Annotated in this window: 21 protein-coding genes and 2 pseudogenes; 9 read left to right on the top strand and 14 right to left on the bottom strand. The window is 75.4% G+C overall.

All coding sequences use genetic code 11. From position 1 onward, the window contains the following. Positions 1 to 345: 345 nt before the first annotated feature. The 5 genes from ABTY61_RS01420 to ABTY61_RS01400 all read right to left on the bottom strand — a co-directional run bounded on the left by ABTY61_RS01420 (position 346) and on the right by ABTY61_RS01400 (position 5,067). Positions 346 to 1,197, bottom strand: a complete 852-nt coding sequence (locus ABTY61_RS01420) for a DUF1963 domain-containing protein (protein WP_350502823.1) — start codon at positions 1,195 to 1,197, stop codon at positions 346 to 348. Positions 1,198 to 1,328: 131 nt separating this feature from the next. After that, positions 1,329 to 1,838 carry a hypothetical protein gene (locus tag ABTY61_RS01415; protein WP_350502822.1) on the bottom strand — a complete coding sequence of 170 codons (510 nt, stop codon included), beginning with the start codon at positions 1,836 to 1,838 and terminating at the stop codon, positions 1,329 to 1,331. Between the two features lie 206 nt (positions 1,839 to 2,044). Beyond that, positions 2,045 to 3,499 carry a MocR-like pyridoxine biosynthesis transcription factor PdxR gene (gene pdxR / locus ABTY61_RS01410; protein ID WP_350502821.1) on the bottom strand — a complete coding sequence of 485 codons (1,455 nt, stop codon included), beginning with the start codon at positions 3,497 to 3,499 and terminating at the stop codon, positions 2,045 to 2,047. A 72-nt stretch (positions 3,500 to 3,571) separates the two neighbouring features. Next, positions 3,572 to 4,441 (bottom strand): hypothetical protein, encoded by an 870-nt coding sequence (locus ABTY61_RS01405; protein ID WP_350502820.1) that lies wholly within the window; start codon positions 4,439 to 4,441, stop codon positions 3,572 to 3,574. Positions 4,442 to 4,485: 44 nt separating this feature from the next. Next, the gene (locus ABTY61_RS01400; RefSeq protein ID WP_350502819.1) at positions 4,486 to 5,067 is read right to left on the bottom strand and encodes a universal stress protein; all 582 of its coding nucleotides are present in this window, start codon (positions 5,065 to 5,067) and stop codon (positions 4,486 to 4,488) included. A gap of 477 nt (positions 5,068 to 5,544) precedes the next feature. Between ABTY61_RS01400 and ABTY61_RS01395 the strand changes: the two are divergent. Further along, a pseudogene (locus ABTY61_RS01395) lies at positions 5,545 to 5,928 on the top strand (transglycosylase family protein); the annotation flags it as partial. A gap of 164 nt (positions 5,929 to 6,092) precedes the next feature. Here ABTY61_RS01395 and ABTY61_RS01390 read toward each other — a convergent pair. Continuing rightward, a complete protein-coding gene (locus ABTY61_RS01390; RefSeq protein ID WP_350502818.1) occupies positions 6,093 to 6,692 on the bottom strand; it encodes a pyridoxamine 5'-phosphate oxidase family protein in 600 nt (199 codons plus the stop codon). Positions 6,693 to 6,833: 141 nt separating this feature from the next. Between ABTY61_RS01390 and ABTY61_RS01385 the strand changes: the two genes are divergently transcribed. Continuing rightward, positions 6,834 to 7,733, top strand: coding sequence for a helix-turn-helix domain-containing protein (locus ABTY61_RS01385; RefSeq protein WP_350502817.1), 900 nt, complete (start codon positions 6,834 to 6,836; stop codon positions 7,731 to 7,733). Between the two features lie 146 nt (positions 7,734 to 7,879). Here the strand turns inward: ABTY61_RS01385 and ABTY61_RS01380 are convergent, their stop codons facing one another. Further along, a complete protein-coding gene (locus tag ABTY61_RS01380) occupies positions 7,880 to 8,314 on the bottom strand; it encodes a CBS domain-containing protein (protein ID WP_350502816.1) in 435 nt (144 codons plus the stop codon). Positions 8,315 to 8,448: 134 nt separating this feature from the next. Here ABTY61_RS01380 and ABTY61_RS01375 point away from each other — a divergent pair, with 134 nt between their 5' ends. The 4 genes and pseudogenes from ABTY61_RS01375 to ABTY61_RS01360 all read left to right on the top strand — a co-directional run bounded on the left by ABTY61_RS01375 (position 8,449) and on the right by ABTY61_RS01360 (position 11,783). Further along, positions 8,449 to 9,333 (top strand): helix-turn-helix domain-containing protein, encoded by an 885-nt coding sequence (locus ABTY61_RS01375; protein WP_350502815.1) that lies wholly within the window; start codon positions 8,449 to 8,451, stop codon positions 9,331 to 9,333. Positions 9,334 to 9,358: 25 nt separating this feature from the next. Next, on the top strand, positions 9,359 to 9,781 hold the full coding sequence (locus ABTY61_RS01370) for a VOC family protein (protein ID WP_350502814.1): 423 nt from the start codon (positions 9,359 to 9,361) through the stop codon (positions 9,779 to 9,781). Positions 9,782 to 9,923: 142 nt separating this feature from the next. Continuing rightward, positions 9,924 to 10,793 (top strand): annotated as a pseudogene (gene ligD, locus ABTY61_RS01365) (non-homologous end-joining DNA ligase); the annotation flags it as partial. Positions 10,794 to 10,928: 135 nt separating this feature from the next. Beyond that, positions 10,929 to 11,783, top strand: a complete 855-nt coding sequence (locus tag ABTY61_RS01360; protein ID WP_350503074.1) for an ATP-dependent DNA ligase — start codon at positions 10,929 to 10,931, stop codon at positions 11,781 to 11,783. A 100-nt stretch (positions 11,784 to 11,883) separates the two neighbouring features. Here the strand turns inward: ABTY61_RS01360 and ABTY61_RS01355 are convergent, their stop codons facing one another. The 4 genes from ABTY61_RS01355 to ABTY61_RS01340 form a co-directional block, all read right to left on the bottom strand. Next, positions 11,884 to 12,483, bottom strand: a complete 600-nt coding sequence (locus ABTY61_RS01355) for a type 1 glutamine amidotransferase domain-containing protein (RefSeq protein ID WP_350502813.1) — start codon at positions 12,481 to 12,483, stop codon at positions 11,884 to 11,886. A 3-nt stretch (positions 12,484 to 12,486) separates the two neighbouring features. Continuing rightward, positions 12,487 to 12,783 carry a PRC-barrel domain containing protein gene (locus ABTY61_RS01350; RefSeq protein WP_350502812.1) on the bottom strand — a complete coding sequence of 99 codons (297 nt, stop codon included), beginning with the start codon at positions 12,781 to 12,783 and terminating at the stop codon, positions 12,487 to 12,489. A gap of 33 nt (positions 12,784 to 12,816) precedes the next feature. Next, on the bottom strand, positions 12,817 to 13,281 hold the full coding sequence (locus ABTY61_RS01345; protein ID WP_350502811.1) for a DUF3040 domain-containing protein: 465 nt from the start codon (positions 13,279 to 13,281) through the stop codon (positions 12,817 to 12,819). A gap of 66 nt (positions 13,282 to 13,347) precedes the next feature. After that, the gene (locus ABTY61_RS01340) at positions 13,348 to 13,791 is read right to left on the bottom strand and encodes an HAD family hydrolase (RefSeq protein ID WP_350502810.1); all 444 of its coding nucleotides are present in this window, start codon (positions 13,789 to 13,791) and stop codon (positions 13,348 to 13,350) included. A gap of 243 nt (positions 13,792 to 14,034) precedes the next feature. On the opposite strand from ABTY61_RS01340, the gene ABTY61_RS01335 reads away from it, so the two are divergent. Both ABTY61_RS01335 and ABTY61_RS01330 read left to right on the top strand, forming a co-directional pair. Next, on the top strand, positions 14,035 to 15,030 hold the full coding sequence (locus ABTY61_RS01335) for a hypothetical protein (protein WP_350503073.1): 996 nt from the start codon (positions 14,035 to 14,037) through the stop codon (positions 15,028 to 15,030). Further along, positions 15,027 to 15,467 carry a VOC family protein gene (locus ABTY61_RS01330; RefSeq protein ID WP_350502809.1) on the top strand — a complete coding sequence of 147 codons (441 nt, stop codon included), beginning with the start codon at positions 15,027 to 15,029 and terminating at the stop codon, positions 15,465 to 15,467. Before ABTY61_RS01335 ends, ABTY61_RS01330 begins: the two co-directional genes overlap by 4 nt. A 176-nt stretch (positions 15,468 to 15,643) precedes the next feature. On the opposite strand, the gene ABTY61_RS01325 is transcribed toward ABTY61_RS01330, so the two are convergent. The 3 genes from ABTY61_RS01325 to ABTY61_RS01315 form a co-directional block, all read right to left on the bottom strand. Beyond that, positions 15,644 to 16,249 carry a GNAT family N-acetyltransferase gene (locus ABTY61_RS01325; protein WP_350502808.1) on the bottom strand — a complete coding sequence of 202 codons (606 nt, stop codon included), beginning with the start codon at positions 16,247 to 16,249 and terminating at the stop codon, positions 15,644 to 15,646. A 196-nt stretch (positions 16,250 to 16,445) separates the two neighbouring features. Next, entirely contained in the window at positions 16,446 to 17,099 is a 654-nt protein-coding gene (locus ABTY61_RS01320) for a TNT domain-containing protein (protein ID WP_350502807.1), read from the bottom strand. Positions 17,100 to 17,309: 210 nt separating this feature from the next. Beyond that, a complete protein-coding gene (locus ABTY61_RS01315; RefSeq protein WP_350502806.1) occupies positions 17,310 to 18,623 on the bottom strand; it encodes a geranylgeranyl reductase family protein in 1,314 nt (437 codons plus the stop codon). Between the two features lie 506 nt (positions 18,624 to 19,129). Between ABTY61_RS01315 and ABTY61_RS01310 the strand changes: the two genes are divergently transcribed. Next, positions 19,130 to 20,137 carry an LPXTG cell wall anchor domain-containing protein gene (locus ABTY61_RS01310; RefSeq protein ID WP_350502805.1) on the top strand — a complete coding sequence of 336 codons (1,008 nt, stop codon included), beginning with the start codon at positions 19,130 to 19,132 and terminating at the stop codon, positions 20,135 to 20,137. Positions 20,138 to 20,266 lie beyond the last annotated feature (129 nt).

The following is a 20,266-nucleotide window of genomic DNA, read 5'->3' as shown; positions in this document are numbered from 1 at the left end:
ACGCAGGCAGGGCGATACCGCTCCGTCCTGGGGCGCGCTCCGCAACGGATCATCAGATCCGCGAACTGGTGGGGAAGTTGGCGAGTTTCGAGAGCACGACCGCCATCGCCCGGCGGCCCATCCGGAACCCTAGATCACCAGAACCCGACGGAGCCCGTACGGCGGCCCACTACCCCCCGATAGGGTGAATCTCCGGTGATCCGCCCCCACCGGCGCGATCGCCACCGGAACGCCCGTTCGCGCCCGCGCACCCCGTGCCCCCGGCGCCCTGGGCGCCCACCCGCCCCGGCCCGCCCCGCCCCCCGCCCTCCCCCGCGACGGACGGCCGTCAACCCGGCACACCGCTCAGGCGACCTCCAGACCGTGCCGCACCCGGTCGAAGCGGCCCGCGGCCAGGTCCTCCTCGGTGATCCAGACCGACACGTTGACGAGTTCGCCCCAACTCGCGGCCACCGCCGAGGCCTCGACCTGGAGCAACGGCCGGTGCCCGTTCGGCCGCGTGGTGCTGTCGCTGTCGCACCAGCCGAGGAGTCGGATGTCGGCGCCGCCGAGGTGCTCGCGGCAGGCGTCCGAGACACCCATGGCCACCAGGTAGTCGCCCGCGAAGAGCTCCCTCAGCTCGTCCTCCAGGTAGGAGGGCGCCGACAGCGCCCAGCGGGCCCGGACCGGCCGGCCGGGCAACGGCCCGATCCCGTCCGGATCCGGCGGGGCCGGCCGCTCCGACGAGCCGGGCGGGAGGTGCAGCACCAGGCAGCTCTCCCCGTCGAGATCGGCCGGCATGGAGTCGTGGAAGAACAGCAGCAGCCCCTCGTCCGGCAGCGGCCAGCGCCCGCCGCCGCCCGCTCGGAAGGCCTCCGCCAGCCGGGCGCAGTCGAGTTGGGCGAGCAGCTCCATCGGGTGGCCGTCGCCCTGGGGCCAGTCGATGCCGGGCGGGAGTGCGGCGGGCCCACCGGTCCGGCCGACCGGCGTCCAGCCGGGCACGCCCTCGGCGATCTCCTCGGTGACGCCCTCGACGATCTCCTCGGTGGCGCTCTCGACAACATCCGGGCGCAGTTCCAGCGAGGGCCGCAGCAGCGCGCCGACCCGTGCGATGTGCTCCGGGCCCATCTGCTTCCCCAGGGCGATGTAGAGCCCGTACGGCATCGGCGGGTCGTCGTCGGGGCCGGGCTGGTAGGGCATCCATGCGTAATCGGGCATGGGCCGATGCTGTCACCCGGGTCCGACAAGCACGGAAGGCCCGTCAGGTGCCGGTACGGGGGTGGCCGGCACCTGACGGGTGTACGGGGGGCGCGGCCGCGAGCAGCCGTGCCCGGGGAGGAGAGGCAGCGTCAGCAGGCGACCTGGGTGCCGGGAATGCCCAGGATGCCGGAGTTGTTCGCCAGGCCGCCCTTGTACTCGTAGTACAGATACGAGTACAAGTCGATCCGGACGCCCGGTCCGCAGGCCGAGTCCGGAGCCACGGTGTAGGTGACCGTGAAGCTGCTGCTGGCTCCGGGGGCGAGCGGGACGTCATAGCGGGCGATGCCGCCGTGCACGTTGTCGCTGCAGCCGTTGGTCTGAGCGCCGCAGGCGGTGGCGGTGAACTTGAGCCCCTTCTCCAGGCTGGTGTCGTACGTCTGCTGGACGCTCTGGTAGACGAACTGGATCGGGGTGTCGTACGGGTTGGTGAGCGTCAGGGTCAGCGTGAACTCACCTCCCCGGCCGGTGGTCTGGTGGTCGGAGACGGCCGTCAGGGGCAGCGGGCTGTCGGCCTGGGCGGGCGCCGCGGACAGCAGCAGACCGGCGGCGAGGGCCGGGCCCGCGACGAGCGCGGCACGGCTCGGATGTGTTCTGCGCATGTCCATGGAGCGTAGGGGTCGGCACCGCCCGGGCCGGGCTCCTCCGCACGAAGCCGTACGGGCGTACGAGCGGCGGGCGGACGCCGGGGGCCGACCGTCCGCGTTCCGGCCCGGCGGAACCTCCGGTGGCCTATGCTTCGCCGCTCACCCTCCGGCCCTGATCCGGAACGCCCCACTCAGGCGCGCCCCACTCAGGCGCGCCCCGCTCAGGCCGGCCCCGGCAGGATGTCGCACAGCGCCCCGAGCGCGGCCGGCCAGGCGTGGTCCGGCGGCGTGGCGTAGCCGACCACCAGGCCGTCGACGGCGGGCGTCGCCCCCGGGTCGGCCGCCGGGTGCCGGTAGTCGGCGAGCCCCTCCACGGCCAGGCCGCGGTAGGTCGCGGCCTTGAGGATCGAGCGCTCGGTACCGGGGGCGAGCCGCAGGACGGCGTGCAGACCGGCCGCGATGCCGGACACCTCGACGTGCGGGGCCCGGGCGGCCAGCGCGGCCACCAGCTGGTCGCGGCGGTCCCGGTAGCGGCGCCGCATCCGGCGCAGGTGGCGGTCGTAGCCGCCGGAGTCGATGAACTCGGCGAGGGTCAGCTGGTCCAGGGCGCTGGCCCAGCCCTCGCGTTCGCCCTTGGCCGCGAGCACCCGGTCGACCAGGTGGTCCGGCAGCACCATCCAGCCGAGGCGCAGCGCGGGGGTGAGGCTCTTGCTGGTGCTGCCGAGGTAGACGACCCGGTCGGGGTCGAGTCCCTGGAGGGCGCCGACCGGCTGGCGGTCGTAGCGGAACTCCCCGTCGTAGTCGTCCTCCAGGACGAGTCCGCCGCGTCCGCGGGCCCAGTCGATCACGGCGGCGCGGCGCCCGGCGTGCAGCGGGCCGCCGGTCGGGAACTGGTGGGCGGGGGTGAGCAGGACCGTGCGGGCCTCCGGGTGCCGGGCCAACTCCTCGATCCGGGCGCCCTGTTCGTCGATCGGCAGGGGAAGGGCGGTGACGCCGGCGGCGGCCAGCAGCCCGCGGTGGAAGCCCAGTCCGTACGCCTCGACGCCCAGCGGTCCCTGCTCGGCGGGCGGCAGGACGGGCACGGCACCGTCGAAGAGCAGGCGCAGCGCGTGGGCGAAGCCGGAGCAGACCACGATCCGGTCGGGGTCGGTGCGCACGCCGCGGGCGCGGGCGAGGTAGTCGGCGAGGACGGCGCGCAGTTCGGGCCGGCCCTGGGGGTCGCCCGGCCCGAAGGCCTCGTTGGGCGCGGCGGTGAGGGCCCGGCGGGCGGCGGCCAGCCAGGCGGTGCGGGGGAAGGCGGCGGCGTCGGGCCGGCCCTGGCGCAGGTCGTGCACCGGGCCGGGCCGTCGCGCGGGGCGGCGGGCCTTGGTGGGCGGGACGGGTGCGGCGCGTTCGGCGACGGTGGTGCCGGAGCCCTGGCGGGCGGTGAGCCAGCCCTCGGCGACGAGTTCGGCGTAGGCCTCGGCGGCGGTGTTGCGGGCCAGGCCGAGGTCGGCGGCGAGGGCCCGGTAGGGCGGCAAGCGGGTGCCGGGGGCCAGTCTGCCGCTGCGGATCGCCTCGCGCAGCGCGGCCATCAGTGCGGCGCGGCGGCCGCCGGTGGCGGGCAGGTCCAGGTGCAGGTCGTTACCGGTCGGGTGGGCCGGCTCGGTGGGGTGCGCGCCCGACGTCTCCGTCATGGTCACGCACCCTACCCGCCGTCACGGCGACGCCCTGCGGGCGGTCGGCCCGCCCGGTCCGGCCCCCGGCCGTCAGCCCTGCTGGTACGGGTTCGCCTGGCCGTGCTGCCGGCCGTACTGAGCGGGCTGGCTATACGGCTGGCCGTACTGCTGGGCGGGCTGGCCGTACGGAGCCGGCTGCCCGTACGGAGCCGGCTGGCCGTACGGAGCCGGCTGGCCGTAGGGGTTGGGCTGGCCGTAGCCGGGCGGCGGCGCCTGGTACTGCGGGGCCGGCTGCGGGACAGCCTGCTGAACGGGCTGCGGCGCGACCTGCGGGACGGCCTGCTGCGCGCCCGCGCGGAAGAGCTGGTCGAAGGCGTGGTAGAGCCGCGGCCCGATCTCGCCCGGCGCGGTGAAGTGGGCGAGCGAGTTGTCCGACATGCGCAGCGTGGCACGCAGTCCGCCCTGCGGGTCGATCTGCTGGTAGTCGATCCCGGCGATCCGCTCGACCGACAGCGACCACGGCTTCGAGGCCGACGCCGGGGTGGCGGCCGGGGTGCTGTCCTCACCGCTCCGGAAGAAGGAGAAGAGGAACCCGAAGAAGGAGAAGACGAGGCCGACCAAGCCGATGACCTCGGCGATCTTCGTCCCGATCCAGTACAGGACCATGCACAGAAGCATGAGGCCGAGGCTGCCGGCGGCGATGTAGACGATCGCGTTCGCGACCTTCGGCGGTACGTGCAGTTTCTCGCCCAGGACGCCGACCCCGAGCATCAGCAGGAAGAACAGGAAGGCGACGCCCCCGGTCCCGAGGACCCAGTCACCCAGGCTGGTACGCGCCTTCTTCTCCCCCTCCTGCCCCTCCTCCTGTTTCTTCTGCGGCTCGACGTGGAATTTGCCGTCCTCGAACCGCAGCGTGGCGACGCCGCCGGGCTCGGCCCGGACCCCCGTGATCTCGATCATGAGAGCGGAGGATAGCGGCCCGGCCGAGCCCGTCCCGCACCGGGCTACGGAACGACGGTGACCGGCCAGCGCCCGGCCTTGACCAGCCGGACGGCGACCGAGCCGATCACCTTGTGCCCGGCCTGCTCGGAGACGCCGACCACCACGGCGTCGGCGCGCAGTTCGTCGGCGAGCTTGGCGAGTCCGGTGTAGGGGTCACCGCGCATGGTCAGGAAGCGCCACTCCACTTTCCACACCTCGCTCACCCGGTGCTCGGCCTCGCGCAGCGCGGCCAGCAGTTCGTCGGCGATCTCCTGGGTGGTCTCCTCGACGGCGGCTCCGGCCAGGGCGGTCGCGGCGCCGAGTATCGGCTGGATGTAGGCCACGGCCAGGAGGGCGCCCTGCCTGCGGGCCAGTCCGGCGGCGTAGGCGGTGGCGCGCCAGGAGGAGTCGGAGCCGTCCAGGCCGGCCAGGATCACCTTCGGCCCGTCGGTCCCCAGCTCGAAGCCGCTCGGCGCGACGGCCGGCTCGTGCCGCCCGTCGTCCCCGCCCCGCCCCTGCCGCCCCTGCTGCCGGTGGTCCGCGTCGGCCGGGCGGCCCGCACCCTCGACGGCCCCGGTGTCGGCCGCGTCGCTGTCATTGCTCATGGCCCGAAGGCTATGCCCGCCACCGGGAGTGGACGGCGGGGGCACTCCGGGTGAGGGCTGTGGCGGGGGCCACCCGGGCGGGCGTGCGGGGGCGCCGCGCCGGCACCCGGGGCAGGCGGGTCGTCACGCGCTGTCGACGATGTGCGCGGCCTCACACGGCCGCTGCGGTGACGGGGGCCACTTCCGGACGCGATTTGATCTTGGAAATAGCAGCAAAAGGGGCCAAATCACCTTATTTTCGTGATAGCTACCTGCGGTAACAGGCCTCTGACGTGCCCAAACCTGCGAATCCTTGAAACCGCCGCCACCACCCCCGTACCTTCGAACCCGTTGCACCGAGCGATTCCGCTCCGGCCGGGCCTCACCGCCTCCCGGGCAGGAACGGTGCCGGACCGCGCGAGCGATGTGTACCCGAAACCGACGGCCTTCCGAGGGCCTGGTTCCGCACGCTCGCACACCCTCTCCGAAAGGAACCGCATGACCTTCCGTAACGAGACTGCCGCCACCACCACTGCCACCCCGAAGCGCCGCAACCGCGTCCGGATGGCTCTGATGGCCGGGGCGCTCACCGCCCTGCCGGTGGCCGGCCTCGTCACGGCCACCAGCGCCTCCGCCGCGCCGGCGTCGGTCTGGGACAAGGTCGCCTCCTGCGAGGCGACCGGCAACTGGGCCATCAACAACGGCAACGGCTTCTACGGCGGCCTGCAGTTCACCTCCAGCACCTGGGCGGCCTTCGGCGGCACCTCCTTCGCCCCGCGCGCCGACCTGGCCACCAAGGACCAGCAGATCTCCGTCGGCGAGAAGGTCCTCGCCGCCCAGGGGCCCGGCGCCTGGCCGATCTGCTCCGTCAAGGCCGGCCTGGGCAAGTAAGCCCGCAGCCACCCGCACACGCACGAAGCCGCCGCACCCCTCGGGGTGCGGCGGCTTCGTCGCGTCACCGGGTCATCGGGGTGGCTTCTGTCCCCCGGGCGGGATTCCCGATGGTCACCCTTCGCGACGCAGAGCTGATGATCCTCGGCGGCCGGCTAGGCGTCGAGCTTGCGGGCCGGCCGGTCGGGGAGCGGCAGCGGGAGGGCGGGCAGGCCGTCGATGCTGGTGACGACGAGCGGCTTGCGCTCGCAGTAGGCGCTGAACTCCTCCTCGTCCTTGCGGTCGAAGTACTGGGCGTGCAGGTCGCGGTCGGCCCGGTAGTCCATGAACGGCACGGCGTACCCGCAGGAGTCGCTGACCCGCTCGGCCCGGACCAGCACGATCGCCCGCAGGCCCGATCCGTCCGCACCGGGCTCGAAGCGGGCGAGCAGCTCGGCGAAGCGCGGGTCGTCGCGGAAGACCGGCTCGCCGCGGCCGTGCACCCGGACCACGTTGGGCGGGCCGTCAAAGGCGCACCACATCAGGGTGATCCGGCCGTTCTCCCGCAGGTGGGCGATGGTCTCGGCCTGCGAGCCGCCGAAGTCCAGGTAGGCGAGGGTGAGTTCGTCGATGATCGCGAGGGTGCCGGAGCGCCCCTTGGGCGAGAGGTTGACGTGCCCGTCGCCGGCCAGCGGCGCGGTCGCGACGAAGTAGACGGGCTGGCGTTCGATGAACTGCCGCAGCCGGCCGTCGATGCTTTCGTACTGCTTTCCCATGTGCGCAAGTGTGCCCGCATCTCGCCCTCCGAGAAAGAAAAATCCAGTTCATGAGACGGCAAGCGGCCCGACCGGGCCGGACCAGCCGCCTAGGATGATCCCTCACAGCTGCCACCCGCCGGTCCGAGCACGGGAGTTGAGATGGCCCAGGACACCCTCCACCCCCTCCCGACGACCGAGCCGGAGACGGTGCTCGGCCTGCCCGCCACACCGCTGCGCCGCTACGTACTGGACTACCGCGGCTACCGGATGGACTTGGACCGCCCGCAGCGACGGCTGGAGGTGCCCACCGACGTGGTCACGGTGGCGCTGGCCTTCGAGGGCCGGATGCGGCTCACCGACGCCCTGTCACCCGCCCTCGCCGTCTCCCTGGGCTCGGTCGCCGCCGGGCTGCGCCGCACCGCCACGATCGCCGAACACGGCGGCCTGCTGCACGGGTTGGCCGTCTCGCTCACCCCGCACGGCGCCTTCCGGGCCTTCGGACCGGTGGCCGGGGAGCTCGGCGGCCAGTGGGCCGAGGCCGGGGACGTGCTGGGGCCCCGACTGGGCACGCTGGCGGCCCGGCTGGCCGACGCCCCCGGCTGGCGCACCCGGTTCGCCCTGCTTGACGCCCACTTCGGCGCGCTGTTCGCCGACGGCCCGCTCTGGGAGCCGGACGTCCGCTGGGCCTGGCAGCAACTGCGGCGCTCACACGGGCGGGTCCCGGTGCGCACCCTGGTGGAGGGCACCGGCTGGAGCCGGCGCCGACTGGAACTGCGGTTCCGCGCGCAGCTCGGGCTGGCCCCCAAGCAGGCGGCCGGCATCCTGCGGCTGCAGCGGACGCTGCGGCTGCTGACCGCCCCGGACGGGCGGTTCGCCGGCGCCGACCTGGCCGCGCTCTGCGGCTACTACGACCAGTCCCACCTGGACCGCACCTTCCGCGCCATGGTGGGCCGTTCGCCGCGCGAGTTCCTGGCCTCCCGCCGCTCGGCCGACGCTCGGCAGCAGCCCGCCGACCGGGTCCTCGGGCGGGTCACCAGCGCCGTCCTCGACACGGACTGACCGGCGCCGCTCCCCGGGCCTGCGGGCTGCGCGTTTTTACAAGACGCGCGCGGGCCCCGTCCGGCACCCTCGGAAGGCCCGGCCGGTGCGGGGGGACCGGCCGGTCACAGGCGTTCGGACGGGGCTGCGCGCAGGGCGGGAGCGCGTCACCGCTTCAGGTAGACGCTGTCCATGAACTCGATGATCTGCTGGTCCGTCAGCCGGTGGCCGTCGCGGTGGCCCATCGCCAGGTCCGCCTCGCTGATCATGCCGACCAGCCGCTCCCCGTCGATCACCGGGATGCGCCGGATCTGGTGCTGCTCCATCTTCTTGAGCACCACGTCCATGCTGTCGTCGGCCCGCACGCAGTGCAGGTGCCCGGCCAGTTCGATGGCCGTCATGGCGGCCGGGTCCTTGCCCTCGGCGAGACAGCGCACCACGATGTCACGGTCGGTGATGATGCCGTGGAGCTTCTGGTCGTCGCCGCAGATCGGCAGCGCGCCGACGTTCTTCTCGCGCATCATCCGCGCGGCCTCGTCCAGGGTCTGGTGGGCGCCGATGCACTGGGCGCCGGTGTGCATGATGTCTCGGGCAGTGGTCACGGGGACTCCTTCGTCGGTGTTGCCCCCCGGCGGCCATCCCCCGGCGGCGCACCGCGCCCCTCCCGGGGTGACCGTGCCCTCACCGTAAGCGACCCCGCTCCCGCCCGCGACCGCGGGCGCCGATACTGGGAGCCGTGACGACGCAAGCCGCCGGGGCGGTCGACGAAGCCGTCCGCGCCCGGCCCGCGACGGCGCTGCGCCCCTACGTGGCCTGGTACTCCGGCTACCGCCAGCGCGGCCTGGCCCCGGCCGTGCACCGCGGCCTGCCCTCCCCGTACCTGACCTTCATCCTCACCCTGGACGAGCCGCTGGTGATCGCCGGCCACCCCGACCCGGCGCAGCCGCCGGGCAGCTACCCGACGCTGCTCGGCGGGCTGCACACCTCCCCCGCGCTGATCACCCACGAGGGCGCCCAGTCCGGGGTGCAGATCGCGGTGCACCCGCTCGCCGCCCGGGCGCTGTTCGGGCTGCCCGCCGGGGAGTTGGCCGGGGTCGACCTCCCGGCGGAGGAGGTGCTCGGGCGGCTCGGCCCGGAGTTGCGGGAGCGGCTGCTCGCCGCCGACGGCTGGACGGAGCGGTTCGCCGTGCTGGACGGGGCGCTGTTGCGGGCCGCCCGGCCGTCCGGGGCGGTGCCGCCGGAGGTGGGCTGGGCCTGGCGGGCGCTGCGGCGCAGCGGCGGGGCGCTGCCGGTGGCGGAGTTGGCCCGGGAGACCGGCTGGAGCGCCCGGCACCTCCAGGAGCGGTTCCGCCGGGAGACGGGCCTCACCCCGAAGGCCGCCGCCCGGGTGATCCGCTTCGACCGGGCCCGGCACCTGCTGGCCGCCGGTTCGCCGCCGCCCCGGCTGGCGGAACTGGCGGCCCGCTGCGGCTACTTCGACCAGGCGCACCTGGCCCGGGAGTTCCGCGCCCTGGCGGGGGCGGCGCCGAGCGCCTGGCTGGCGGCGGAGGGGCCGCAGGAGGGCAGGTTCCGAAACGTCCAAGGCGGGGCGGTGGGCGGAGCCGCAGAGTGGGAGGCGTAACCACCCCACCCGAGGAGTGAGAGTCATGGACACCGAGACCCCTGCCCCGCAGGTCTGGCCCACCCTGCGCGCGACCGACGCCCGCGCGCTGATCCGCTTCCTGGTGGAGGCCTTCGGCTTCCAGGAGGTGGTCGGTTACGGGGAGGGCGAGTTCGTCGCCCACGCCGAGCTGGCCTGGCCGGAGGGCGGCGGCGTGATGCTCGGCTCGGTGCGCGAGACCGCGCCGGGCCGGTGGCGGGGCGAGCCGGGCACGTTCAGCGCGTACGTGGTCACCGCCGACCCGGACGGCGTGCACGCCCGGGCCGTCGCCGCCGGGGCCCGGATCACCACCGGGCTGACCGAGACGGACTACGGCTCGCGCGACTTCGCGGCCGCGGACCCGGAGGGCAACCACTGGTACTTCGGCACCTACCCGGGCGCACCCCGGCCGGTCCCGTCCCGGTCGTGACACCGGCCCCCGTGGAGCGGCGGCTGCGGGCGCCGTGCCCCGGGGCCGGGGCCGCCGCCGTCCCGGGCGGTGGCGCCGACGGCGGGGCAGACTGGCTTGCGGGGGCCACCCGCAGCAGCCTTCGGAGACGACCGTGCCGCAGATGACGGTGGACGGACGCACCCTCGCCCTGTCCCACCTCGACAAGGTGTACTACCCGAGCATCGGCACCCTCAAGGGCGACGTGCTGCGCTACTACGCCGCCGTGCACACCGCCCTGCTCCCCCACCTGCGGGACCGCCCGGTCTCCTTCCTGCGCTGCCCGGACGGCGTCGAGGCGGAGGTGTTCGTCGCCAAGAACCCCCCGCCGGGCACCCCGGACTGGGTGCGCACGGTGGACGTACCGAGCACCGCCGGCGAGCTGCGCCAGGTGGTACTGGAGAACGGCGCGGCGCTGCTGGCGGTCGCCAACCTGGGCTGCCTGGAGCTGCACGTCCCGCAGTGGCACGCCGCCGCGCCCGGGCTGGCCGACCGGCTGGTCCTGGACCTCGACCCGGGCGAGGGCGCCGACGTGCTCACCTGCCGGGCGGTGGCGCTGCTGCTGCGCGAGCGGCTGGCCGCGGACGGCCTGTCGGCCTGGGTGAAGACCTCCGGCTCCAAGGGCCTGCACCTGCTGGTGCCGATCGAGCCCACGCCGAGCGCCGAGGTCTCCGGGTACGCGAAGGCCCTGGCCGCCGCCCTGGAGGCGGAGCACCCGGATCTGGTGGTGCACACCATGGCCAAGGCCCGGCGGCGGGGCCGGGTCCTGGTCGACTGGTCGCAGAACAACGCCAAGAAGACCACCGCCGCCCCGTACACCCTGCGCGCCCGGCCGCTGCCGACGGTCTCCGCGCCGCTGTCCTGGGCCGAGCTGGAGGGGGCCCGAGGGGAGGCGGAGCTGGTCTTCACCCTCGCCGAGCTGCCGGGTCGGCTGGCGGCGCACGGCGACCTGTTCGCGCCGCTGCTGGACCCGGAGCGGGCCCGGCCGCTGCCCGCCGCCATCGCCTCGCCGGCCGCCTCGCCGGCCGCAGCGCCGCCGTCCTCCGCCCCACCCGCCACCGCCCGGCCCCGGTCCAGCGCTACCGCCGCCGCCCAGCCGCGGCAGGTGCTGCACCCGCCCGTCGAGGTGATGCGCCCGGCCGCGGTCGGCGCCGTGCCGCCCGCCGACGGGCTGGGCGGGGGCGGCGTGCAGTACGAGCTGAAACTGGACGGCTTCCGCTGCGTCGCCTTCGCCCGCGGCGACCGCCCGGCGTTCCTGCAGTCCCGCGGCGGCCGCGACCTCGCGGAGGAGTTCCCGCCGATCGCCGCCGCCGTCGCCCGGCTGCCCGAGGGGCTGGTGCTGGACGCCGAGCTGGTCGCCTGGCGGGCCGGGCGGTTCGCCTTCGAGGAGCTCCTGCACACCCGCCGGGCCCGGGCCGCCGCCCCGGACGTCGCGCTCGGGCTGATCGCCTTCGACGTGCTCGCCCTGCCCGGCCGGGACGTCCGGCGCCTCCCGCTCACCGACCGGCGCCGCCTGCTGCTGGCCGCCCTCGCCGACGTCCCGCCACCGATCCAGCCCGTCCTGGCCACCACCGACCGGGCGGAGGCGCTGGAGTGGATGACCCGGCTGGCCGACACCGGCGTGGAGGGCCTGGTGTGCAAGGCCGCGGCCTCCCCGTACCGGGCCGGCGGCGCGGGGCGGGCCTGGGTGAAGTACCGGCGCAGCGACACCGAGGACGCCGTCGTCCGCGCGCTCACCGGCCCGGTGGCCCGGCCGCACGCCCTGGTGCTCCAACTCGACGACGGCCGCGTCCTGTTGACCAGCCCGCAACTGACCCCCGTGCAGGCCCGGGAGGTCGCCCGGGCGGCCGGCCCGCTGCTCGGCCCGTCCGCCGTCGACCCCGAGCACGGCCAGGTGCACCCGCTCACCGGCCCGCTGCGCGCCGAACTCACCCTCACCGGCCGCCCGCCCACCGCCACCTTCGTCCGCCTGCGCGGGGACTGACCCGCGCGGGGGCCGCCGGCTCCGACGGCGGTCTTCGGGACCACGGGCTCCGCACCGGCCACGGGCACCGCACCTGGCCCGAACGGCCCCCGCGGGCCGCTCACTTGCGGCGCGCGGCCGCCGCGTGGGCGAACTCGGTGACCAGCGCGTCCTCGAACACCGGCAGGTCCCCCGGCGCGCGGCTGGTCACCAGCGGGCCCGGCCCGTCCCGGCAGACGTGCACCTCCTCGTCCACCCAATGGGCGCCCGCGTTGACCAGGTCCGTGCGCAGGCTGGGCCAGGAGGTGAGGGTCCGGCCGCGGACGGCGTCGGCCTCGATCAGCGTCCAGGCGGCGTGGCAGATCGCCGCGACCGGGCGGCCGGCGGCGCAGCAGGCCCGGACGAAGGCGACGGCCGCCGCGTCGAGCCGCAGTCGGTCCGGGTTGGCGACGCCGCCGGGCAGCACCAGCCCGTCGTACTCGGCCGGGTCCGCATCGGCCACCAGGCCGTCCACGGCGAAGGTGTCGCCGGGCTCGCGGTGCCGGACGGCCTGGACCCGGCCGGGGGCGGTGGAGAGCAGCCGCGGGCGGCCGCCGGACTCGAGGACGGCCTGCCAGGGCGAGGCCAGTTCCTGTTGTTCGGCGCCGTACGGGGCGACCAGGAAGGCGATCGTCCGGCCGGTCAGGGTGGTGGCGGGCCAGCCCGTGGTTCGGCGGTCCACGGCTCAGCGCCGGCGGTCGGGGGTGAGGTGCTCGGCGGGCGGCGGGACGGCGGTGAGCCGGGCCCGCGGGCAGTCGAGGTGGACGACGCGGTCCAGGTGGTCGATCCGGGCGACCAGGCCGACCGGGGCGAGCACCCGCGCGCCCGGCACCCAGCGGCCGGCGTCGACCGTCAGCTGGTCACCGGCGTCCTGTTCGACCCGGCCGAGCGGACCGTCGGTGGCGTGCACCTCGTACCCGGCCAGGCTGAGGTCGGCGGCGGGGTGGGAGCCCGGGCGGTGCTCCCACAGGTCGGTACTCATGCGCACCTCTCGGTGGTTCGGCCCCCCGTCGGGTCACGCCTCCGGGCGGTCCCAGGGCCTTCGTTCACGGCCTTCGCGCCTCTCCCCGCGGTCACGACGGTCGCGGCGTTCCCGGCGTTCGCGCCCGTCGGACCGGTCCGGGCCGGCGCCGTCCGCGACGCCGTCGCCCCGGGAAGCTCCCCGGCGCCGCCGCAGCAGCACCGTGGCGGCCACCGAGGCCGCCACCGAGGCGGCCCAGACCACCCCGAGGGCGGTCAGCACGGCGACGGCCGGGGTGCGCACGCCGATGCCCGCGCAGATCGCCGTCATCACCAGCGCGGTCACCAGCACCCCGGCCGGGATCCGGCGCCCGGCGCCGCGCAGGGCGCCCCGGAACCGGCTCGGCCGCTTGGCCCCCATCGTGCTCAACTTCCGGTCGAGGCGCGTGTCCTGGCGCAGATCGGACTCGATCTCCTCAAGGAGCCGCCGCTCCCGTCCGCTCAACGCGGGTCCGTCCATCTCGGTCACCTCCGACACTTCCGGTGACGTGCTCGCACCCGGCGGATTGCCCGGTACGGGCCGGCGTTAACCGTTCCGGGGGCCGCCGGTTGCGGCGGCCACGCGCCCGAAGGCCCGGGGACGGGCGAGCAGGCTGTCGTCCAGGACGCGCAGCAGGGCGGCGACGTCGCGGTGCACCTCGACCGCGCCGGCCGCCCTCAGCTGCGGGCCGGCGTCCCCGCCGGCCTCCAGGGCGACGCAGGGCACCCCGGCCCGCCGCGCCGCCAGCACCTCGCGCACGCTCCCGGCGACGGCCACCGCGTGCGAGGGCGCGCCGTCCACCAGGGCCAGCGCGGCCCGCACGGGGTCACCGCCGGGGGCGGTCACGGTCAGGGCGCGCGCCCCGGCCGGCCCGGGGCCGGTCAGCACGACCGTCCAGCCCCGCGCGGCGCACTCGCGCAACAGCTCGGCGCCACCGGGCAGCCGGGGCCGCCAGTCGGTGCCGATGAGGGCCGCCGAGATCACCGTCATGGCCACCTCTCCCGTGCTTCGGCTCCTGTGCCCGGGCTTCCTCCGCCGCAGGCCACGCACCGCGCGCGCCCTTCCAGGTTAGGACGCTCCCGGGCCCGGCGCGCAGCCTGCCGGGGCGGGGTGCCCCGGCAGCGGAAAACCGCTTTGCGACCGGGGCCCGGGAGGCGATACTCCGGACGTTCGTCGACGGGGGGAGAACGGGTGGCGGTGTTCGCGTGCGCGGGGTGCGGTGCTGAGTTGACCGTGCCGGTGGCGGAGGTGACGCTGCCGCCGCACGCCCACCGGGAGGGCGGGAACCGCTACCTTCCGCCGCTGCTGGAGCCGGGCACCTTCGCCGTCGACCCGGAGCCGAACGAAGGGCCCTGGCGGCCCTGGTCCGAGGTCACGGCCGCGGAGGCCGCCGAACGGGGCCTGTACGCGCCGGTCGACGGCCTGTGGAGCGGTCCCGGCGGCGCGGTGCTGCTGGCCCCGGGCGACACCCGCGGCACCGAGCTGATCCCCGAGCGGTGCGAGGGCTGCTGCGCGGCGGCCGACCGCTCGAACCTGGCCTGCGCGCGCTGCGGGCGGACGGTGGGCACCCGGGTCGACGACTGCTACCACTGGCAGGCGGTGTGGCTCCACCCGCGGGCCTTCCGGCGTCTGCCCGTCGAGGGCCCGGCCCGGCCCGCCGGGGACGGCTGGACGGTGCCGCCACTGCCCCCGGTCGAGCCGGACGGCTGGTGGAGCGACCGGTGGAGCGCCGCCGTCGGGGAGGCGCTGGCCGAGGTCCTGGCGGCCTCCGGCGGCGAGCCGGTGGGCGTCGCGCCGGGCCTGCTCACCGAGACCTTCGGCCGCACCCTGCACCGGCTGCTGCCCGCCGGTCCCCCGGCCCGTGCCCTGCGCCCGGCCGGGCCCGGCCTCCCCGCCGTCCCGGCACCGGACCTCGCCCTCGTCCCCCGCCACCCGTGGACCGGCGCCGCCTGGCCGGCGCCGTCCGGCACCGTGGCCGTCCCGCTGGACGCCGAGGTGTGGGCCTACCTGGCCTTCCCGTCGCTGCGCCCCGGCAGCCGGCTGCCGGCCGGGGAGGAGCAGGACGATCCGCTGCCGCTGCGCCCCGACCGCCTGTTCGAGCCCGACCGGCGCCTGCTGCGCCACCGCCTCGCCCGGCTGCCCGCCGTCCGGCAGCCCTGGCTGCGCGCGATCTACGATCGGCTCGGCGGCCACCGCCACCACCCGGGCGCATCGGAGGGCACCCCGTGAGGATCAACCTGACCACCGTGTTCGTCGACGACCAGGACAAGGCGCTGCGCTTCTACACCGAGATGCTGGGCTTCGTGAAGAAGGCGGAGGTCCCGCTCGGCGCGTACCGCTGGCTCACCGTGGTCTCCCCCGAACAGCCGAACGGCACCCAGCTGCTGCTGGAGCCCGACAACCACCGCGCCGTCGGGCCGTACAAGAGCGCGCTGGTCGAGGACGGCATCCCGGCCGCCCAGTTCGCGGTCGACAACGTGCACGCCGAGTACGACCGCCTGCACCGGCTCGGGGTGCGCTTCACCCAGGAGCCGACGGCGATGGGCCCGGTCACCGTCGCCGTGCTGGACGACACCTGTGGCAACCTCATCCAGCTCGCCCAGTTCCACGGTCAGCGCGTGCCGGGTGGGTCAGGACGAGTGGGTCAGGACGAACCAGCCGGGTGACACCCCCGGTGAGCTGCGGGACCGCCGACGCGGCGGCGCGCAGTTCCTCCTGCGACGGGGTGAACGGCTCGGGCAGGCTCTCGCCGTAGCACTGGAGGCGCCGGGCGTCGAAGGTCACCGCGCCCGGGCCGTGGGTGTGGCCGTCGGCCCGCGACCGCCCCGGTCCGGACGGCCCGTCACCCGGCGGCCCCCGGGTCGCTCGCCAGCCGGGCGTGCAGGTGCTCGTCGTGGTACGGGCCGTCGCCGTGGCGGTAGGAGGCGCGCAGGGTGCCCTCGTAGGGGAACCCGGCCCGGGCGGCGACCCGGCAGGAGGAGTCGTTGCCGACGGCGTGGTAGAGCTCGATGCGGCGGACACCGGCGGTGCGGACGCCCCAGCGGGTGACGGCGTCGGTGACCCGGGTGGCGAGGCCGCGGCCGCGGGCGGCGGCGAGCAGCCAGTAGCCGACCATCGCGACGCCCTCGCCCCGGTCCGTCCAGATCAGGGCGACGTTGCCGCACAGCCGGCCGTCGGCGCGGTCGGTGACGGCGAAGCAGGCGGTCCCGCCGTCCGCCCAGCCCTGGTCGGCGCGGTCGAGGTAGGCCTCGGCGCCGGCCGGGTGGACGGCGTCGTGCAGCGGGTTCCAGCGGGCGATCTCCTGGTCCGCGGCGGCGGCCGTCAGGGCGGCGACAGTGCCCCCGGGCAGGTCAAGGGCGCGGCCCCAGGGGCGCAGCAGGACGTCCCCGAGGTCGAGGACGTCGGGGCGGAAGGGGCGCCGTTCGGCCGGCGAGTCGCTGGTGCTCACCCCGACTTCCTACCTCCCGGCGCACCGCGCCCGCCAGCGATTAATCCGGCCCGCAGCCGGCGCGCCGGGGCCGCCAGGAGGGCGGCGGGTGGCCGGCCCCGGGGCCGGCCACCCGCGTCCGGACGGATTCCCTCGACCACCGCTTCCGGAGCCGCACCTGCGTGGAGACGGCTCGGACATCGCGTGCGGACTCCGGTCAGATCCGGGCGAGGTAGCCGTTCTCCACGAGCCAGAGCACGTTGAGCTTTGCCGGGCCGCCGGGGACGAGGGTGGCGTCGAGCTGGTACTGCAGGCCCCAGCCGGGCTGGTTGAACCAGGGGGCGATGGGCCCGGCGTGCACCTTGAACGACTTGACCACCTTGTAGTCGTGGTAGTTGCAGCCGGCCGCCGGGACGCTGTCGAGGCTCTGCGGCGGGATGGCGCGGTTGGCGTAGGGCAGGCCCTCGGGGGCGAGGTAGGCGCCGTACTCGCTGCCGTAGCGGTCGATGTTCTGGTTCGGGTAGAGCGTCAGGTCGAACTCGAACGGGCTGCCGTCGGGCAGGGTGACGTAGCCGTCGGCGGGCGGGTAGATCCAGCCGCCCTTGCCGCCGTTGGCGCTCTGGTCGTAGTACCGGGCCAGGAAGTCCTGGTCGCTCGCGCCGCCGGTGCGCTGGTAGCCGGTGAGCTGGCGGCCGACCGGGCCGGTGCTCGGGAGGTCCTCGGGGCCGAGGCGCGAGTCGCCGTCGAAGAACGTCGCGGAGCACTGGTCTGAGGGGGTGGCCGCGCGCGGGTCGGCGACAGCGGCGGGAGTGCTGACGGCGGTCAGGGCGGCGGCCGCGGCGAGGGGCGCGACGAGCAGGCGAAGGCGCACGGTGTCTCCGTCGAACGAGGATCAGTGGAAATAGGGAGCCACGGAGGGCTTTCCGCTCACCCTCCGTGGCCGGTTCGACACCAGGCAAGCGGATTCACTGATCATTCGTCAACACGACTTGGCCGACGGCCGACCGAATTACCGGATTCGGCCAAGGCCGGGCGCCGGGCCCGCTCACCCGGAAGGACGAGCGGTCCGGCGGAACCGGTCTCAGCGCCCCGGGGCGACCCGCCCGACCAGGTGGAGCAGTCGGTCCAGGGCGTCCTTGGAGTCGGGCTCGGTCAGGTTGACCATCAGCCGGAACGCCACCTTCAGCAGCGCCGGGTGGCCCAGTCCGGCGGCCCCTGCCGCGCCGAGCAGCCGGGGGCGGCCGAGCAGGTCGGCGGCCAGCCGGCCGAGCGCGAAGTAGCCCGCGTAGGCGGAGCGCAGCTTCTGCGGGTAGGCGCGCAGGGCGAGTTCGCGGCCGCGGTCGGTGCGGCGGGCGTGCGCCTGGACGACCGTCTCGGCGGCGTGGCGGCCGGACTCCATCGCGTAGGCGATGCCCTCGCCGGTGCCGGGGCTGACCGTGCCGCCGGCGTCGCCGATCAGCAACAGGCCGTCGGCGTAGTGGGGTTGGCGGTTGAGGCCCATCGGGAGGGCGGAGCCGCGGATCGGCTCGGTGACGGCGTCGGGGTGGTAGCCGTAGCCGGGCGGCAGGTCGGCGCACCAGCGCCGCAGCAGGTCCCGCCAGTCGAGGTCGGTCTTCGCGGTGTCGAGGACGCCGAGGCCGACGTTGGCGGTGCCGTCGCCCATGCCGAACACCCAGGCGTAGCCGGGCAGCAGGCGGTGCGCCGGGTCGTCGGGGTGGCGCAGGTCGAGCCAGGCCTCCAGGTAGCGGTCCTCGTGGCGCGGGGTGGTGAAGTAGGTGCGGTAGGCCACGCCCATCGCGCGGTCGGTGCGCCGGTAGCGCTTCATCGCGACGGACAGCCGGGTGGAGTTGCCGTCGGCGGCGACCACGATCGGGGCGCGGTACTCGACGGGCCTGCGCTCCTCGCCCAGTCTGGCGGTGACGCCGGTGATCCGGCCGGACCGCTCGTCCGTCAACGGACCGGCCACGTTGGCCCGTTCGATCAGCCGGGCACCGGCCGCGGCGGCCTTGCGGGCGAGCAGTTCGTCGAAGTCCGCGCGGCGGCGCACGAGTCCGTGGCCGGGGAAGGCGGAGAGCTCGGGCCAGTCGAACTCCAGCGAGCGGTGGCCGGAGATCAGCCGCAGGCCCTTGTTGTGCAGCCAGCCGGCCTCCTCGGAGACGTCGATGCCCATGTCGACCAGCTGCTTGACGGTGCGCGGGGTGAGGCCGTCGCCGCAGACCTTCTCGCGCGGGAAGGCGGACTTCTCCAGCAACAGGACGTCCAGGCCGGTGCGGGCGAGGTGGTAGGCGGCGGTGGAGCCGGCCGGTCCGGCGCCGACCACGATGACGTCGGCGCTGTCCTCGGTCGGGGCGGGCCGCTGCCGCTCCGCTCGCTCCTGCTGCTCTGGGCCGGGCATCGAGCACTCCCCCTGGGTCGGATCGGCTGTCGGCTCGACCGCTTGCTGACGCGGTCGGCCGCACGCACAACGGAATCGGTGGACCGGGCGGTTCCAGACGGGACGATAGAGAACCGCGCCGCACGCCCGCCGCCATGACACGCGGACCCGTGTCGCGGACCGGCCAATACCGGCCACCCGCGGACCGGCCTCCGGTCGCCCGCCGGTCGTCCGCCGCTCGCCGCTGCGGCCCGCCGAGCCGGGCCCGACCGACAAATCAGCACGTCAAACGGCTTTGACGCACATGAATTCACCACAATCGGGTGATCGGATTGTTGCGGGGGACTAGTCGGACCAATCGCCCCCAGTGCTGTATTTCGGCCAAATCCCCCTTGCGTCACGTTTCACGCTGCGGGAACTTTTGTCCCCCTCACGTCGTACGCAGCCGGCCCCCATCCGGCAGGCGACCGAAGGTACCCTCCCACCGCGCAGGCGCGTCCCGGCCTGCCGTACCCGATGGAACACCCATGCACCTTCGCTCCACCGCCGCACGCTCCCTGGTGGCCGTCCCCACCGCCGCCGCCCTGCTGCTGCTCGCCCCCGCTGCGCACGCCGTCGCCGGCGGCAACGGCAAGGGCGCCCCCGGCAACAACGGCACCGTCAAGATCCACGACGCCTCCACCGGCCAGGAGGACGTGCGGAACGAGCCCAAGGTCTGCACCTTCTACCTGGACTCCTTCGGCTTCGACGCGAACCAGGACGTGCTCTGGGCGATCTTCGACCTGAACAGCGACATGACCGAGCCGCTCGTGTACGGCGACCTCCCGGTCGACGACCAGGGCCACGTCCGCACCGAGGACATCAACCTCCCGGACGGCCACTACAAGCTGTTCTGGGCGGCCGTCCCGCTGGTCGACGGCGAGCTGCCGGAGGACCCGGACGTCAGCAACCCCAAGCAGAAGGTCTTCAAGGTCGACTGCGGCGGCCGGACCACGGCCCCGACCGGCAAGCCGACCGCCGTGCCGAGCACCAGCCCCTCCCACACCCCGGCGCCGTCGCACACCCCCGCGCCGTCGCACACCCCGGCGCCCACCCACTCGGAGACGCCGTCCACCACCCCGCTGCCGCCGGTGCCGACCACCCCGGCGACCGCCCCGGCCACCGGGCCGGCCAAGACCCCGGCGCCCACCGCCCCGGCCACCGAGCCCGCCAAGACCCCTGCGCCGACCACCCCGGCCGCCGTGGTCACGACCGGCGCCCCCGGCACCGCTCCGAGCGCCGGCCCGTCCACCGCGCCCACCGCCACCGTCCCGGTGCACCCCGGCGACGGCACCAAGGTCAGCCCGCAGCAGCCGCTGGTGGTGCCGGCCAAGGTCAGCGTCCCGACCCCGATCCCGGGCACCGTCCCGGACGGCAAGAAGCTGGCCAGCACCGGTAGCGACGGCACCCTGCTGTACGCGGGCGCCGGCACCGCCCTGCTGGTCGCCGGCGCGGGCGCGGTGGTCTACACCCGCCGTCGCCGCACCTCCTCCTGAGGTACCCGGTACGCCGGTCCCCGGGGGTCTGAGCCCTCCGGGGGCCGCGGGTCCGCGTCTGAGCCGCGGACCTCGGGGCCGGACCGGCCCCGAGGGGCCGACAGGCCCTGCCCGTCCCCGGCCCGCCGG

It is taken from the genome of Kitasatospora sp. NPDC096128 (genome assembly GCF_040303105.1).
Classification (GTDB): domain Bacteria; phylum Actinomycetota; class Actinomycetes; order Streptomycetales; family Streptomycetaceae; genus Kitasatospora.
The sequence above is the reverse complement of the archived record's forward strand: the minus strand, read 5'-3'. Positions and strand labels throughout refer to the sequence as shown.